Origin of the sequence: Exiguobacterium sp. s36, assembly GCF_018618345.1 — a bacterium.
Taxonomy (GTDB): Bacteria; Bacillota; Bacilli; order Exiguobacteriales; family Exiguobacteriaceae; genus Exiguobacterium; species Exiguobacterium chiriqhucha.
On the sequence record NZ_JACSLW010000006.1, the window covers coordinates 1 to 15,934 of the forward strand.

Here is a 15,934-nt window from a genome sequence, read left to right on the forward strand (position 1 = left end):
CCAGGCAAGATCGTTCCGCAATAGCTCAGTGGTAGAGCAACCGGCTGTTAACCGGTAGGTCGTAGGTTCAAATCCTACTTGCGGAGCCAATTAAGGCCCGTTGGTCAAGCGGTTAAGACACCGCCCTTTCACGGCGGTAACACGGGTTCGAATCCCGTACGGGTCACCATTTGGAGGATTAGCTCAGCTGGGAGAGCACCTGCCTTACAAGCAGGGGGTCGGCGGTTCGATCCCGTCATCCTCCACCATCTTTTTAATAAACAATCAAACCATATATGCCGGTGTAGCTCAGTTGGTAGAGCATCTGACTTGTAATCAGAGGGTCGAGGGTTCGAATCCTTTCGCCGGCACTCCTTGGGGGGGTAGCGAAGTGGCTAAACGCGGCGGACTGTAAATCCGCTCCCTCGGGTTCGGCGGTTCGAATCCGCCCCCCCCCACCAGGTTTGAGCCATTAGCTCAGTTGGTAGAGCATCTGACTTTTAATCAGAGGGTCGCAGGTTCGAGCCCTGCATGGCTCATTTTTATGCGGAAGTAGTTCAGTGGTAGAATACGACCTTGCCAAGGTCGGGGTCGCGGGTTCGAATCCCGTCTTCCGCTCCATATTATTCCCTTGACGGGGCCTTAGCTCAGCTGGGAGAGCGCCTGCCTTGCACGCAGGAGGTCAGCGGTTCGATCCCGCTAGGCTCCACCATTTGTTTTTTTCTTAAGTTACTTATGACTTAAGTTTTTTTTTGCCTAAATCCATGAACCATTCACTTGAGAGTACAGAGAAAGGCAGCCTGCCACCATTCAGGCTGCCTTTTTGTATGTTTATTCATCATTGTGTGAAGTTGAACCACGCGTTTGGTAGCGTTTACAATGAAGCTATAAACGTTCAAGGGGGAATGGGGATGAATTGGTCATATATTGAAGTGCCGCTACGTTATGGACAGGGGAAACATGGCGTAGAACAAGGTCCATCAAAATTACGGACACTCGGATTGGAAACACTATTGCCAGCAGAAACGAAGCAACAGACGATCCGTGTCTTACCTGAATCTGAAATGATTAACAGTGAAGAGCATTTGAAGCGGGTAGATGGAGTCTTATACACGGTCCAAAAACTCGCGGAGGTCGTCGATGCAGACATTCAAGCGAAGCGATTCCCGTTGATCGTTGGGGGCGATCACAGCATGGCAATCGGAACGCTGGCGGGTCTTGCCAAAACGGGGCCATACGGTGTCATCTGGGTCGATGCGCACGCTGACCTGAACACGGGTGAGACCTCACCATCGGGCAATATTCATGGGATGCCACTTGCTGCGGCGATGGGGATGGGAGATATCCGCCTGACCGAGGTCGGTGGACGTGAACCGAAACTCGCGCCCGAACATTTGGTGTATATGGCGCTTCGGGATATCGACGAAGGTGAAATTCGAGAAATCAATCGACTCGGTATTAAAGTAATCACGGTCGAAGAGATTCGGACACGGGGCGTCGACGTCATGATGGACGAGGCACTCGCTTATTTGCGCGCACGTGTGGACCGGTTCTATCTTAGCTTCGATATGGATAGCTTGGATGCGAAACTTGTTCCAGGTACCGGCACGCCAGTCGATCAAGGACTGACCGCCGAAGAAGGCAAAGCCATCTTGGCCGAAGTAATGAAGGCTGACGATTTGATTGCGGTCGAACTCGTAGAATTAAATCCATCGCTCGATCATGATGACACAACGGCCCAGTTGGCGTTCGAGTTATGTAAGACGATTTTGAAATCCAAAGAAAACCTGTTATTGGAAAGTGAAACTGTCTGACGACCTTACAGTTTCCAAGTCTGTTTGCTACAATGGACTTGGAAACTTTTTTTATTGTCATGCGATTTTAATGAAACCTACATAGAGACAAATCCGTATAGAAGGATGACCGCATAGGTTGCGGAGAGGGGAAGTGGACTGATGGAACGGCTGACCACCCGTTTAGTCGACGAATTAAGGTCGGGGAATCATGATTCGTTTGCTGAGCTGGTAGAACTGTACAAGGATGGTGTCTTTGCTGTCGCTTATAAGATATTATATGATCGAGGCGAAGCGGAAGATGCTGCCCAGGAGACGTTTATTCGGGCGTATACCCGAATCGATACGTATGATCCCCAGTACAAGTTCAAGACGTGGATTTACCGGATTGCGACAAACGTGGCAATCGACCGTCTGAGAAAGCGAAAGCCGGAATATTCAATGGATGCCGAGATTGCGGGCACCGATGGCTTGACCTACCAGGACCACTTGGCTGATGAAGCACCCCAACCCGACGCCCAAGTCGTTCATCGCGAAATTCGAGGCGAGATGCATGAAGCGATTAAACAGCTGCCCGACAAGTATCGGATTCCATTGCTGTTGAAATACGTGGATGACTTATCGCTTAAGGAAATTAGCGTCATGATCGATATGCCGGTTGCTACGGTTAAAACAAGGATCTTCCGGGGAAGAGAAATGTTAAAAACAATCTTTCAAAACAGGGAGGGGTTCAATTGACTCCTGAAGAAAAAGTACAACAATATTTGGAAGATGGCATCCTGCCCGAAGAATCTGACGAACTACGTCAATTGTTGGAGGACGACGATTTATATGAAGCGTACCTCCACTACGAACGAATAGATGCCGAACTGAAGGCCTTACCACGGCCCAAACTATCCGATGATTTTACAGCCCGTGTCATGGCGTCCTTACCGGAAGCGAAAGCACGGGTCGAGGTCGCACCAGTGACTCGATTTGAAGAAAAAGTCCGGACAAAACAGAAACCACAATCTAAATGGATGACGTGGTTCCGTAAGCATCCAGGACTGATGGCGGCCGCTCTCTTCTTTAGTTTGATGTCGAGCGCGACACTTGGCTTATGGAATGAATCGACGGAGACGATGACATACACGAAAGTGCCGGGCATCGTTGTGACATCGAACGAGGTGGTCGTCCCACAAGGTGTAACCGTCGAGCGGGACATCACGGTGCAAGGCGGTGACCTCCGGATTGAAGGGACGGTCAACGGGAACGCGACGGCCGTAAATGGTCGGGCTTATCTGGCTAGCGCTGGAGAAGTCACGGGAGAACTCGAACAAATCGATCGGATGTTTGAGTGGATGTGGTATTCGTTCAAACAAATCTTCTAAAAGAGGGCGCCGGAGACGGCGTCTTTTTTGTTCGTTTCAATCTGGTTTCGTTTTATCGTCTGGCGATGCGTGGTTTCAGAAATGTGATATAATGTAATTTGCACGAATTGGCTAGGTAGTTGAGGAGGGGAGCATTTGCCGCTACTTGAACAGGTTTCATTCTTATCATTCTTTAGTCTTTCAGAAAACGTACATTGGTACGATTATTTGAATGACGTTTTAGATATTGTCGTCGTCACGTATGTCATCTATAAATTGATGATGATTGTACGTGGGACAAAAGCGGTCCAATTGATTAAAGGGATTTCCATCATCCTTGTCAGCTGGTTCCTCAGCGGATTCTTTGGGTTGAAGACGTTACAGTTCTTATTGAACCAGGTCATCACCTACGGATTACTTGGGATTATCATCATCTTCCAACCGGAACTCCGACGTGGGCTCGAGCATCTAGGGCGAACGAGTAACTTGTTCGGTCGCACGAGCACGAGTGACGAGGATAAACAGCGTCAAATGATTGAAGCGATTGTCAGCTCGGCACAATATATGTCAAAACGTCGCATCGGTGCGCTGATTGCGATTGAACGCGATACGGGATTGAATGAGTATGTCGAGACCGGGATCCGCATGGATTCACACATCACGTCACAACTGATTATCAACCTGTTCATTCCGAACACCCCGCTCCATGATGGGGCAATGATTATCCAAGATGGGAAAATTGCGGCAGCAGCCTGTTATTTACCATTGTCGGAAAGTCCACATATCGATAAAGCGCTAGGTACCCGACACCGGGCCGCCATCGGGGTCAGTGAAGTGACGGATAGCGTGACGCTCACCGTCTCTGAAGAAACAGGCGCCGTGTCGCTCGCGATTGCGGGACGTCTGTATCGAGAGTTGGATGAGGAGGGACTTCGCAATAAATTGATCCAAGAACTCGTTATTGAAGAAAAAGAGACGACACTCTCGTTCTTCAATAAAAAAGGGGGGGACAAGTAAGTGATTGATCAGTGGTTACAACATAAATGGTTTCTCCGCGTCATCGCACTTGCTTTAGCCATCCTACTTTATTTCATGGTCGCCGAGACGAGTTCGTCGACCAACTCCACAAACGCCCTCCCGATTGTCGGACAAAGTTCGATGACGCTCGACGTTCCCGTCGAAGTGTTCTTCGATGAGGTGCAGTACGTGGCATATAACGTCCCAGAAGAAATGAGCGTCGAACTGCAAGGTCCGTCCAGCAGTTTGACGATGACCAAGTTGGTGAAAGATTATCAAGTCTTCGTCGATTTAACGAACCTTGGGACAGGCTTCCATCGCGTTCCGGTCGAGGCACGCGGCTTTGGCGGAGACGTCAACGTCGAACTCGAGCGGGATACGGTCGAAATCTATATTGACCGCAAACAGACGGTCGAAGTCCCGGTATCGGTCAACCTATTGAATAAAGACCAATTGCCAGAAGGGAAAGTGGTCGGTGACGCCGACATCGAACCGACGACAGTGAAAGTGTCAGGCGGTGCCAGTCGGATTCAAAACGTTCAAGAAATCACGTTGAACGTCGATGTCGCCAATCAAAGTCAAACGTTCACGCGTGAATTGACGCCAACGATTTTAGATGCCAATGGCAATCCGCTCAATGTTACCGTCGAACCGAACATCATCAGTGTGTCGGTCCCGGTCTACGAACAAAGTGCCGTCTTCCCGATTGAGGCGGTGACGACCGGTGACGTGGCAGATGATTTCAGACTCGTCGACACGTTGCTAGAAGAGACGGAAGTCCGTGTCTTTGCGCCACCAGACGTGCTCGATGCAATCGACACCGTCGAGACGGAGCCGATCGATTTAGATGGCATCGACAAGACCGGAAAAGTGACCGCAACGCTCGCCGTGCCGGAGGGTGCCTCATCGCTTGAGACGAAGCAAGTGGAAGTCCAATTGCTCGTTCGAGCGGCGGATGAATCGCGAGACGACACGGGTGAATTGACGGAACGAGTCCGATTGACAGTACCTGTGACCGTACGAGGATATGACCGAACGAACTTTACGCTCCAAGCCCCTGAAGTCATCGGGGTCACCTTGTCCGGGAAGCGGTCCCTCTTAGAGAGCATTACGTCGAACAGTGTGAGTGTGACCTTGGATTTGACGGGCCTCCCGAGCGGGTTACACGGGGTCGACGTCGACTATGAAGTACCAAAAGGTGTGACCGTCGTCTCACCGAAGACAATCGACATCGAGTTAACGAGCGTCGATGAACAAACCGAAACGTCCTCGATTCAATGAGGCGTTCAATCATACAAAAGTGAGGAATTGAATTTATGGGTAAATATTTTGGAACTGATGGAGTCCGCGGTGTCGCGAACTCAGAATTGACAGCAGAGTTAGCATATCGTTTAGGTCGTGCGGGCGGCTACGTGTTATCGAAACACTTGCCAGCCGGCGAACAGCCAAAAGTATTGATTGGCCGTGACACACGCATTTCAGGTCATATGCTTGAAGGTGCGCTCATCGCGGGTCTCCTATCAATCGGAGCCGAAGTGATGCGTCTCGGCGTCATCTCGACGCCAGGTGTCGCTTATTTGACGAAGTCGCTCGATGCGACGGCTGGTGTCATGATCTCGGCATCGCACAACCCGGTAGCCGATAACGGCATCAAGTTCTTCGGTAGCGACGGCTTCAAGCTCGACGACGCGACAGAAGCGGAAATCGAAGCGATTTTGGATGCGGCGGAAGACACGTTGCCACGCCCGGTCGGAAAAGACCTCGGCTTTGTCTCAGACTACTACGAGGGTGCACAGAAGTACCTTCAAATGTTGAAACAGACGGTTGACGAAGATTTCGACGGTCTCCATATTGCCCTTGACTGCGCCCATGGTGCGACGAGCGGATTGGCAGCACGTCTGTTTGCTGACCTCGAAGCGAACGTCTCGACGATTGGCAACTCGCCGAACGGCTTGAACATCAACGAAGGTGTCGGCTCGACACACCCTGAGCATTTGGCACAGTTCGTTCGTGAAAAAGGAGCGGACATGGGTCTCGCCTTTGACGGCGACGGCGACCGCTTGATTGCAATCGATGAGAACGGTGATATCGTCGACGGCGATAAAATCATGTACATCTGCGGGAAGTACTTGAGCGAGAAAGGCCGTCTCAAAGACAACACGATTGTCGCGACGGTCATGAGTAACCTCGGCTTCCATAAAGCGGTTGAAGATGCTGGTATGACGGCGCTTCAGACGGCGGTCGGTGACCGTTATGTCGTCGAAGAGATGAAGAAACACAACTACACACTCGGTGGCGAGCAGTCGGGTCACCTCATCTTCCTCGACCACTCGACGACGGGAGACGGCATGCTCTCTGGCGTTCAACTCGCCCAAATCGTGAAGACGACAGGCCGCAAGCTATCAGAACTCGCGGCTGAGATGCCGGTCTACCCACAAAAACTCGTCAACATCCGTGTCACGGACAAAAACGAGGCGATGAACGGCGACCGCGTTCTCGCGACGATTCAAGAAGCGGAAGCAGAAATGAACGGCAACGGCCGCATCCTCGTCCGCGCTTCTGGTACGGAACCGCTCGTGCGCGTCATGGCGGAAGCACCGACATCAGAAGAGTGTGACCGTTATGTCGAACGAATTGCACAAGTTGTCCGCGAAGATTACGGTGTAGAAGGATAATTTTGTCGAAATAGGGAATAAAACAAGGGAATCCGTCTGCGGGTTCCCTTTTTGTTTCCGTTTTGTCACTGTGAAATTATGTGATTTTCTTGACGAATGGAGGTGTGATTTGTACTATTAAGAGCGTGCCCTTAGAAACGGAAGGACACCCAGTACGAAACAAGCGCCAGAACTCTACGGAGTTGACGAGGTTGGAGGTTATCGAGTTTTCGGCGGATGCCTCCTAGTCGCCTGTCACGACTACAAGCAAACCCTCAAAACGCCCGGGCGACCGGACGGCCAAAGGGGAGCGCGTTGACAGCTCTTAGAAAAAGCCCGTTTCCTTTTTCGAGAAATCGAAAATAAAGGGAGATTTTTGTATGTGTGGAATTGTAGGAATGATTGGGAACACCGGAGCGAAGGAAATCCTTCTCAAAGGTCTTGAAAAACTTGAGTACCGTGGTTATGACTCGGCAGGTCTTGCTTTGATGCATGATAACGTGAACGTGCATAAAGAAGTCGGCCGAATCGCTGCGCTACGCGAAGTCGTCCCAGCAGAAGTAGATGGCACGATCGGAATCGGTCACACACGTTGGGCGACACACGGTGTGCCGAGCGTCCCGAACGCCCACCCGCACCAGAGCACGACGGGCCGCTTCACGCTCGTCCACAACGGTGTCATCGAGAACGACGAGCAGATCAAGGCGACGCTCGACGTCCCGTTCCTCTCGGAGACGGACACGGAAGTCATCGTCCAGTTGATGGAGAAGAACTTCGTCGAACTTGGCGACGTCGAGGCGGCGTTCCGCAAGACGTTGGCTGAGCTCCACGGTTCGTACGCAATCGCGATGATCGACTCAGAGGACAAAGAGCGCCTCTACATCGGTAAGAACAAGTCACCACTCCTCGTCGGACTCGGCGACGGAACGTTCAACGTCGTGGCGTCTGACGCGATGGCGATGCTCCAAGTGACAGACCAGTACCTCGAGCTCCACGACGGCGAGATCGTCATCTTGACGCGCGAATCGGCGACGATCAAGACGCTCGACGGCGAAGTCCTCGAACGTGCCCCGTACACGGCCGAGATCGATGCGTCAGACATCGAGAAGGGCACGTACGCGCACTACATGTTGAAGGAGATGGACGAGCAACCGGCCGTCATCCGCAACATCATCCAACACTACCAGAACGAGAACGGTGACATCGAGCTGACGGAAGGCGTGCGCTCGCTCGTATCGGAAGCGGACCGCATCTATATCGTCGCTTGCGGTACGAGTTACCACGCTGGTCTTGTCGGCAAGCAATTGATTGAGCGCGTCGCAGGTGTGCCGACAGAAGTGCACGTCGCTTCTGAGTTCGGTTACAACATGCCACTCCTCACAGAGAAGCCGTTGTTCCTCTTTATCTCACAATCAGGTGAGACAGCGGACAGCCGTGCCGTCCTCGTCGAAGTGAAGAAGCGCGGCTACAAGGCGCTTACACTCACGAACGTTGCCGGTTCGACGCTCTCACGTGAAGCGAACGAGACGATGCTCCTCCACGCCGGCCCGGAAATTGCGGTCGCATCGACGAAAGCGTACACGGCCCAAATCGCCGTGCTCGCCATCCTCGCCTACGACATCGCTCGTGCGAACGGCAAGAAGCTTCCGTTTGACCTCATGACAGAGCTCGCGCGTATCGCGACGATCATGGACTCGGTCATGGCTCAAAAAGAAATCTTTGAGCAATTGGCAGACAAGTTCTTGAAAGAGTCACGCAACGCGTTCTTCCTCGGTCGCGGTATGGATTCATACGTCGGTCTCGAAGGTGCCCTCAAGCTCAAAGAGATCTCGTATATCCAAGCAGAAGGCTACCCAGGTGGTGAGCTCAAGCACGGACCGATCGCCTTGATTGAAGATGGCACACCGGTCATCACACTCGTCTCGCAACCGAACACGCACCTCAACATCCGCGGAAACATCAAGGAAGTTGTCGCTCGTGGCGCCGTTGCTTGCACGATTTCGATGGAAGGCATGGAACACGAGAGTGATTCATTCGTCTTGCCGCGTGTCGAGCCACTGCTCACGCCGCTCGTGACGGTATTACCGCTTCAACTCATTTCTTATTACGCGGCACTTGCGCGTGACTGCGACGTCGACAAGCCACGTAACTTGGCGAAATCAGTCACAGTCGAATAAATGATAGGCCAAGATCTTTCGGGATCTTGGCTTTTTTTGTTGTGATTTACGTCATGCGAACCGGCTTGTATACTGAAGGTATAACGACTAAGGAGAGAACGCCATGCAAATCCAACTATTTGACACATTCATCCTGCCGGAGGACGTGCGTTCATAAGTTGGCCACCTCCTCCGATGATTCACTGTATTGGAACAATCCTATCGGAGGAATATACAATTGAAGATTCAACAGCTGTATTATGCAGTATCGAGTTCGCGTTCGCTCATCATACAGATGGTGTTCACGTTGAACGCCATCTATTATGTGACGACCGCCGAGTTGAATGCGTTACAACTCGTCTTGATCGGAACGATATTTGAAGTATCGATTTTACTATTTGAGCTACCGACCGGTCTCGTCGCCGATTTATATGGGCGGAAGCGGTCGATGGTCATCGGTATCGGTTTGATTGGACTGGCCCATTTGCTAGAAGGGGGCATCCCTGAATTTTGGGCCATCGCGGTCGCGTCAGCGTTATGGGGTATCGGCTGGACGTTCATCAGCGGGGCCGAACAGGCATGGATTGCCAATGAGATGGGGAATGATGGCTTAGAACAAGTGTTTTTGCGAGGTGCACAGTATAGCTCACTCGGCCGCTTCGTCGGAATTGGGTTCGCCGTCCTCCTCGCTGGAGTCACGTCTGTCCAAATGACAATCGTGCTTGCCGGGGGGATGTTGGTGGCGCTCGCGATCATCGCATGGCGCGTCTTGCCAGAGACGCGGTTCGAACCGATCACGCGAGCCGATACATCGAATCTCGTGCAAGCGAAACGGACGGTTCGAGACGGATACACCCATATCCGTGGCAATTCGATTCTCGTCGGCTTGGCTGCCATCACGCTCGTCTGGGGTCTCGCTAGTGAAGGATTCGACCGGTTATGGGGCGTGCATTTGATTGAGACGTTCCAGTTGTCGGAACAGGCGGCCGTGTATTGGTTCGGCTTGTTCTATGCCGTCGCGTTTCTACTCAACATGTTGGTGTTGAAAGGTGTCGAGCTATACGTCAAAGGACGCTATGCGACGACCTTGTTTTGGTTCAACGTGCTGCTCATCATCGCGATGCTTGCTTTCGCCTCGGTCGGACAGTTTTGGTTGGCCGTGTTGCTGTATTGGACGATTGCGGCACTGCGTAACGTGCACTATCCGCTCATGAGCGTCATGACGAACGAGCGGCTCCCATCGATAGGCCGGGCGACGATTTTGTCGATGTTCGGTCAGGTCGACGCGTTCGGTCAAGTCGCCGGGGGTCCGCTGATTGGATTGCTCGCCCTTTACACGTCGATTCAAGGAGGGCTTGGGGCAGCGGCGCTCTTGCTCCTCCCGATGTTGGTTTTCTTGAGAAAAATCAAGCACCATTGAGGCACAGACCGTCCCGTGATTCGTTCGGGGACGGTCTTTTTGTGACGATGTGGAGAATTCGATTGGAAACCGCCAACTAGAAAGAGAGAACTCGTTTCATAGTTGAAAAAGTGGTCAATAGGATAGTAGGACGCATAAAAGGGGATGAGCATCATGAACATTGTCCATGGAAGTCACCGGACGCATTGGGCAATCGGGTTGTTGATCGGTTTAGTGTCGTTCCTACTCAGCAGTTTCCTCTTCAGTCTCTTCATTGAAGCCGGTGTGCTCGTCACGTTCCTCACCGGTGTCGTCGGCAGCATCCTGTTGTTCTTATTGCTCGGTCACCGAGAACACTTGATTCGAAATGTCGGCTTGAGCACGATTGGCATGGTCGCCTCCATCTTGCTCGGGTTTGCGGTCGGTGAAACGTTCGCAGCCATCTTCCCGACGCTCGGTGACACGTACGGAAACACGGCATTCCTGATTATGGTGACGACGGTCTTCGGTACGATGCTCGGCGTCATCGTGTACGGGAAGAAAGCACTCGGCTTCTTCCTATTGGCCAGCTTCGTCACGGCACTCGTGTTGACCGTCTTGATTGAAGTCACGAACGTGATGCAAGGCCAGTTCTGGCAAGGGGTTGATTTGAATTACGTGCTCATCGTGACGACAATCGGAGCGGTGGCCGGGTTCGCGCTCGGCTTGTTCGAGGATGTGAAGCACGCGCATTAATTAGAAGATCGCCGCGAGGCGGTCTTTTAATGTATCAAAGCGATAACAAATCATCGCATCGGTCTCAAAAACGTCTCACCACCTCGATAGCAGGGTAACGTATAAAGATAAAGACGTAAGGGAGAGATTCGATGAGACAGAAAAAATGGATGACCGGTTTGAGCGCGATGTTGCTCGCGACGACTTTGGCAGCTTGTGGGGATGCCGAGGAGGAGCAGACGAGCGACTCGACAGAAGAACATTCGGACCATTCGATGATGGACCATTCGGGATCAGGAGAGGTGCCGAGCGGATTAAGTGAAGCGACAGATCCGACGTTCCCGGTCGGGTCGACCGCGATGATGACGGCCGACCATATGCCGGGCATGGATGGCACCGAGGCGACAATTGTCGGTGCATATGACACGACCGTCTATTCGGTCTCTTATACCCCGACGGATGGGGGCAATCCGGTCGAAGATCACAAGTGGGTCATTCACGAAGAACTCGACAATCCAGGCGAGGCACCGTTAGAAGAAGGAACCGAAGCCACACTGGCCACGGACCATATGGACGGGATGGACGGCGCCGAGGCGACGATTGATTCGGCCGAACAGACGACGGTGTATATGGTCGACTTCACGACAAACGACGGGGAAGACGTCACGAACCACAAATGGGTCACAGAGGATGAACTCGAAGCCGTAAAATAAAGATCAACCTCAGGATATCCTGAGGTTTTTATTTATTAACGACGATTATTTATTGATAAACGATAAAAATAAGATTATGATGAAGGTATCAAACGAGGTGAGGTGTCTGAATCATGAAACGAGAGACGGTTTTTTTACGGTTGGCCGTATTCGTTCTGGCTGTCCCGATTGTGGCGGCCTGCTTGTTTTTGCTTCCGTACATTTGGCGCGAGGCGGTCGAGAGTGGGAGTTGGATTGAGGACTCGATTCGTCCGATTGTGATTGGTATGTATGTATCGGCCATCCCGTTCTTCATTGCGTTGTTCCAAGCGTTCATGCTGCTCCGGTTGATCGACCGCGACGAAGGGTTCTCGTATCGGGCTGTCCAATCACTCCGCACAATCAAGTATTGTGCGTTGGCAATCACGGCCGTCTATATCGGAACGCTCCCGTTCTTCTACTGGTTCGCCGAGCGAGATGATGCGCCTGGGTTCCTTCTCATCGGGCTCGTCTTTGTGTTTGCCGCGTTCGTCGTCGCCGTATTCGCGGAACTGTTACAGAAACTATTGAAGCGTGCCATCGACATGAAGCAAGAAAATGATTTGACGGTCTGAGGTGAGACATATGGCGATTATCGTAAATCTTGACGTAATGTTGGCGAAACGAAAGATGAGTGTGACCGAGCTGTCTGAAAAAGTGGGCATCACGATGGCGAACTTGTCGATTTTAAAGACCGGCAAAGCGAAAGCGATTCGTTTCTCGACGCTCGAAGCAATCTGTCAGGCGCTCGACTGTCAGCCGGGCGACATTTTAGAATATCGGGAAGATTGATGGACAGGGCGATTGCCCTGTTTTTTTGTGGAGTTTGAAACATTTTCCATCACGTTGCGTATAAGACAGGAAAGAAGAACGAAAAGGGGAAACAAGATGATTCAGACATGGAATGAACGGGCGCGCGCCGCAGTAAAAGGGAAGACGGGTACATTGATTATCTGGTCATTTGTGTGCTCGATTGTATTAGAGATTGGATTGATGATGGATCCGTATTATTTCGGGTTCGAATATGATTCATTGGCACTCACTCTGATCAGTCTAGCGGGTCTCATCTTGTACGCGGGACTGCTCCCGGTCATCATCGGTTACAACTGGTTGATGTTAGAAACGGTCCGCGGGAAGTCGTCGTCGTTACGCGATGTCTTTACGCCGTTCCGACATCGCTACGGTAAACATTTGCTTGCCGGATTGCTCGTCATGTTGTTCCAAGTGCTATGGTCATTGTTACTACTTGTACCGGGCATCGTGAAGTACTTCTCGTACGCCTTCACCTTCTTTATCTTGCGCGACGAGCCCGATTTGTCCATCACAGAGGCGATCACGAAATCACGGACGTTGATGCGCGGACGAAAGTGGGAAGCATTCAAGTTGATTTTGCCATTCATCCCGCTATTCTTGGTCGGATTAACGTTCTTTATCAGCATCGAATCCGTCATTCTCGGATCGTTGATTTACCTCGTTGCGATTGCACTAATCCGCCCGTTCATCGTCAGCCGTTTCGCCGTCATGTATGAAGACACGCGCCGTGAGTATGATGAGCAATGGAATCGATCGGCGTGAAGCGCATCGGTTCCGGCGACGGGTCCTCGGTCATGATACAATCTTCCTGACAGAAGGGGGAATGGACATGAACATTGGTATTATTGGTGCCGGACTGAGCGGGATTGTCGCAGCACGCGACCTCGCCCGTCACGGTCATACAGTTGAATTGATTGAAAAAAGTCGGAGCGTCGGGGGACGCTTGGCGACGAGACGGATCGGAGACGGCAAAGCCGATCACGGGGCTGTCTATTTCACCGTACGAGGGGAAGAACTCAAACAAGATGTCGCCGACTGGCAGACGAAAGGGTGGGTCAACGTGTGGTACGCCGACCCGTATCCGCGCTACGTCGCCGTCGACGGGATGAACGCCTTGGCCAAACGGTTGTCTGACGGATTGACCGTCCATTTGAACGAACGGGCCGAGACGGTCACGACACGAAATGGTCAGGTCAGCGTCCAGACGGATGTGACGACGCGACAGTATGATCGTCTCCTCATCACGTCGCCGCTCCCACAGACACTCGACTTGCTCACAGACTTTTCAGTCGATGCGGCGTTGCGTGAATTGACGTACGCCCCGACGTTTGTCGGCTTGTTCGAGTTCAGAAGCGAGATTGCCATCGGTCCGGACGGGATCCTCGATACGGACTTGGCGCCAGGTCTGCTAAAAGTCATCAACAACCGCCAAAAAGGCATCTCGGCGACCGAACTCGTCAGCGTCTACATGGACGAGTCGTGGAGCGAGGAGTGGTATGAACGAGCGAACGAAGACACGCTTCGTGAGATTGAACGTCTGTTGCAAACGGTGACAGGTTCAGCCGTGATTCAATCGAGACAGTTGAAACGGTGGCGCTACGCGCAGGCGACCGACGTCTGGAACGGGCCTTACCATCGATTGCGTGACGAGCCGATTTTCTTGGCCGGTGACGTCTTCCTCGAACCGGACGACGCCTCAGGTCGAACGCGATTTGAGAGTGCATACGTCTCAGGAATCCGTGTCGCGGAAGCGATGCGCTAAACCTTCTTCGGAAGGTTTTTTTCATGACCGTGCCGAATAGTCAGACATACGAGTTGGAGAGGGGAATCAGACATGGGGATGGTTGGCGCATACATGCGGGTATCGAGCGAAGAGTTGACCGAACTGCTTCAAGAGCCGGACCGCTTCGAAGAACTGTTGGAAGACGAGGAACGGCAGACCGATATCGATAAGGCGTGGCACGGCCTGTACTTTTTATTGACCGGGGAGACCGATTTGGACGAGATTGACCGTCATTCGCTCGGCAAGGCAGTCTTCGGCGGCGACGTTATCGACGGGGAGACGGGCATCGCTTATTTGACGCCGGGGGAAGTGGAGGACTTGTCGACCCGGCTTCAATACATCGAGCTGGGGGCGCTAGAAGCGCGTTACGATGTCACGACGATGAATGAGCAGGAACTGTATCCGTTTGAACGTGAGTGGGGACTCGAGGAAAAACAGTATTTATTGGACCAGTTCGATGAGTTGAAACGTGTCTTCGCCCAGGCGTCAAGACAGCGGGAGGCGCTCGTCACATGGATCGGGTAAACGTAAAGGCGTTGCGCCTTCAAGATGAGGCGTTGCTGTATGCGTTCGAGTGCACGAATCGCACACACTTCGAACGCTCGGTCCCGAGCCGAGGCGACGCCTACTATGAGCCGGAATCATTCCATCAGGCATTGCAGCAACTATTGAGCGAGCAGGCGGACGGGGACGGATGCTATTACTTGATGTGGTACGACGATACAATCGTCGGGCGTCTGAACGTCCATCACACCGATGCCGACACTGGTGAGGTCGGTTACCGGGTCGGGGCGGAGCATGGGGGCCGCGGGTATGCCACGGCGGCCCTGCGCCAATTGCTGACGTTCGAGTTGCCTGGATTCAAACGATTGAGAGCCGAGACGACAAGCGACAACGTGGCGTCCCAGCGCGTATTAGTGCGTGCCGGCTTTATCCGTGACGGCGAGGCACGACAGCTGGAATGGGCAGGAAGAACGCTGACGTTTTATACATATGTGTATCCACTCGCCCGGTGAAGGAACGACTTCATCGGGCGTTTTAGTTGACGGTTGATAGTTTAGGGCATAAACTATCTTTATCTAGTTTAGGGGGTAAACCAAAATGAAAGAATTGATGCGGGAAGCCGTCCAGTTGTTCGAAGAGGTCATGTTCCAAGGTGCGGAGCATGTCATCGAGGTGATGGACGGTGACGTCTGGCATGATTATTCGCGGGAACAACTGCAGCTACTCAAGCTGCTCGAACAGTTCGGTCCGATTCAAGCCGGGCAATTGGCCCAAAAACAAGGAGTTCATAAGAGCGCCGTCTCCAACCGGTTAAAAAAGCTCGTCGACAAAGAGCTCGTCGTCAGTCGACGCGGGCATGACCAGCGCGAGCGGTTGATTGAGTTGACGGAAGCCGGACATCGCATCGTCGAAGAAGCGGATGCGGCCGTCTACCGTTATGTCGAATCGTTGCTCGACGGAAATATCGAAGAGACAGAAATCGAACAGTTCGTCCGGACGTTCCGGAAAATTAAACAGCTGCTTCGAATTGGGGAGGAATAAC

At 52.3% G+C, this 15,934-nt stretch carries 17 protein-coding genes and 8 tRNA genes; all 25 read left to right on the forward strand.

Annotation, left to right across the window (positions count from 1 at the left end):
- Positions 1 to 14: 14 nt before the first annotated feature.
- The 25 genes from KNP95_RS12180 (at position 15) to KNP95_RS12300 (ending at position 15,933) form a co-directional block, all read left to right on the forward strand.
- A tRNA-Asn gene (locus KNP95_RS12180) sits at positions 15 to 89 on the forward strand.
- A gap of 5 nt (positions 90 to 94) precedes the next feature.
- Positions 95 to 169 (forward strand) — tRNA-Glu (locus KNP95_RS12185).
- Between the two features lie 3 nt (positions 170 to 172).
- Positions 173 to 248: transfer RNA gene (locus KNP95_RS12190), tRNA-Val, on the forward strand.
- Between the two features lie 29 nt (positions 249 to 277).
- A tRNA-Thr gene (locus tag KNP95_RS12195) sits at positions 278 to 350 on the forward strand.
- 6 nt (positions 351 to 356) lie between these two features.
- Positions 357 to 440, forward strand: a tRNA-Tyr gene (locus KNP95_RS12200).
- A gap of 5 nt (positions 441 to 445) precedes the next feature.
- Positions 446 to 518, forward strand: a tRNA-Lys gene (locus tag KNP95_RS12205).
- 7 nt (positions 519 to 525) lie between these two features.
- Positions 526 to 600: transfer RNA gene (locus tag KNP95_RS12210), tRNA-Gly, on the forward strand.
- 15 nt (positions 601 to 615) lie between these two features.
- A tRNA-Ala gene (locus KNP95_RS12215) sits at positions 616 to 691 on the forward strand.
- Positions 692 to 890: 199 nt separating this feature from the next.
- Positions 891 to 1,793 carry an arginase gene (rocF, locus tag KNP95_RS12220; RefSeq protein ID WP_214837403.1) on the forward strand — a complete coding sequence of 301 codons (903 nt, stop codon included), beginning with the start codon at positions 891 to 893 and terminating at the stop codon, positions 1,791 to 1,793.
- Between the two features lie 141 nt (positions 1,794 to 1,934).
- Positions 1,935 to 2,510, forward strand: coding sequence for an RNA polymerase sigma factor SigW (sigW, locus tag KNP95_RS12225; protein WP_021065187.1), 576 nt, complete (start codon positions 1,935 to 1,937; stop codon positions 2,508 to 2,510).
- Positions 2,507 to 3,142 carry a polymer-forming cytoskeletal protein gene (locus KNP95_RS12230; protein ID WP_029594435.1) on the forward strand — a complete coding sequence of 212 codons (636 nt, stop codon included), beginning with the start codon at positions 2,507 to 2,509 and terminating at the stop codon, positions 3,140 to 3,142. The genes sigW and KNP95_RS12230 overlap by 4 nt, the downstream gene beginning before the upstream one ends.
- A 135-nt stretch (positions 3,143 to 3,277) precedes the next feature.
- Positions 3,278 to 4,138, forward strand: coding sequence for a diadenylate cyclase CdaA (gene cdaA / locus KNP95_RS12235; RefSeq protein ID WP_021065185.1), 861 nt, complete (start codon positions 3,278 to 3,280; stop codon positions 4,136 to 4,138).
- Positions 4,139 to 5,419, forward strand: coding sequence for a CdaR family protein (locus tag KNP95_RS12240; RefSeq protein WP_058765073.1), 1,281 nt, complete (start codon positions 4,139 to 4,141; stop codon positions 5,417 to 5,419). It begins immediately after the preceding gene.
- A 35-nt stretch (positions 5,420 to 5,454) separates the two neighbouring features.
- Positions 5,455 to 6,813 (forward strand): phosphoglucosamine mutase, encoded by a 1,359-nt coding sequence (gene glmM, locus KNP95_RS12245; protein ID WP_021065183.1) that lies wholly within the window; start codon positions 5,455 to 5,457, stop codon positions 6,811 to 6,813.
- A gap of 359 nt (positions 6,814 to 7,172) precedes the next feature.
- Complete coding sequence (gene glmS, locus KNP95_RS12250; RefSeq protein WP_214803303.1) at positions 7,173 to 8,969, forward strand: glutamine--fructose-6-phosphate transaminase (isomerizing); 1,797 nt, start codon at positions 7,173 to 7,175, stop codon at positions 8,967 to 8,969.
- A 217-nt stretch (positions 8,970 to 9,186) separates the two neighbouring features.
- Complete coding sequence (locus KNP95_RS12255; RefSeq protein ID WP_214837406.1) at positions 9,187 to 10,368, forward strand: MFS transporter; 1,182 nt, start codon at positions 9,187 to 9,189, stop codon at positions 10,366 to 10,368.
- Between the two features lie 153 nt (positions 10,369 to 10,521).
- Complete coding sequence (locus KNP95_RS12260; protein WP_214837409.1) at positions 10,522 to 11,082, forward strand: hypothetical protein; 561 nt, start codon at positions 10,522 to 10,524, stop codon at positions 11,080 to 11,082.
- A gap of 131 nt (positions 11,083 to 11,213) precedes the next feature.
- Positions 11,214 to 11,774, forward strand: coding sequence for a YdhK family protein (locus tag KNP95_RS12265; protein ID WP_214837412.1), 561 nt, complete (start codon positions 11,214 to 11,216; stop codon positions 11,772 to 11,774).
- A gap of 113 nt (positions 11,775 to 11,887) precedes the next feature.
- Positions 11,888 to 12,367, forward strand: a complete 480-nt coding sequence (locus tag KNP95_RS12270) for a DUF2975 domain-containing protein (protein ID WP_029594440.1) — start codon at positions 11,888 to 11,890, stop codon at positions 12,365 to 12,367.
- Positions 12,368 to 12,377: 10 nt separating this feature from the next.
- Positions 12,378 to 12,584, forward strand: a complete 207-nt coding sequence (locus KNP95_RS12275) for a helix-turn-helix domain-containing protein (RefSeq protein WP_029594441.1) — start codon at positions 12,378 to 12,380, stop codon at positions 12,582 to 12,584.
- Positions 12,585 to 12,680: 96 nt separating this feature from the next.
- The gene (locus KNP95_RS12280; protein WP_214803294.1) at positions 12,681 to 13,367 is read left to right on the forward strand and encodes a DUF975 family protein; all 687 of its coding nucleotides are present in this window, start codon (positions 12,681 to 12,683) and stop codon (positions 13,365 to 13,367) included.
- Positions 13,368 to 13,434: 67 nt separating this feature from the next.
- Entirely contained in the window at positions 13,435 to 14,367 is a 933-nt protein-coding gene (locus KNP95_RS12285; protein ID WP_251138553.1) for an NAD(P)/FAD-dependent oxidoreductase, read from the forward strand.
- A 72-nt stretch (positions 14,368 to 14,439) separates the two neighbouring features.
- Positions 14,440 to 14,913 carry a YfbM family protein gene (locus KNP95_RS12290; RefSeq protein WP_214715837.1) on the forward strand — a complete coding sequence of 158 codons (474 nt, stop codon included), beginning with the start codon at positions 14,440 to 14,442 and terminating at the stop codon, positions 14,911 to 14,913.
- On the forward strand, positions 14,901 to 15,404 hold the full coding sequence (locus KNP95_RS12295; RefSeq protein ID WP_214837418.1) for a GNAT family N-acetyltransferase: 504 nt from the start codon (positions 14,901 to 14,903) through the stop codon (positions 15,402 to 15,404). Before KNP95_RS12290 ends, KNP95_RS12295 begins: the two co-directional genes overlap by 13 nt.
- 85 nt (positions 15,405 to 15,489) lie before the next feature.
- Positions 15,490 to 15,933, forward strand: coding sequence for a MarR family winged helix-turn-helix transcriptional regulator (locus KNP95_RS12300; RefSeq protein ID WP_214837420.1), 444 nt, complete (start codon positions 15,490 to 15,492; stop codon positions 15,931 to 15,933).
- Position 15,934: the final 1 nt, after the last annotated feature.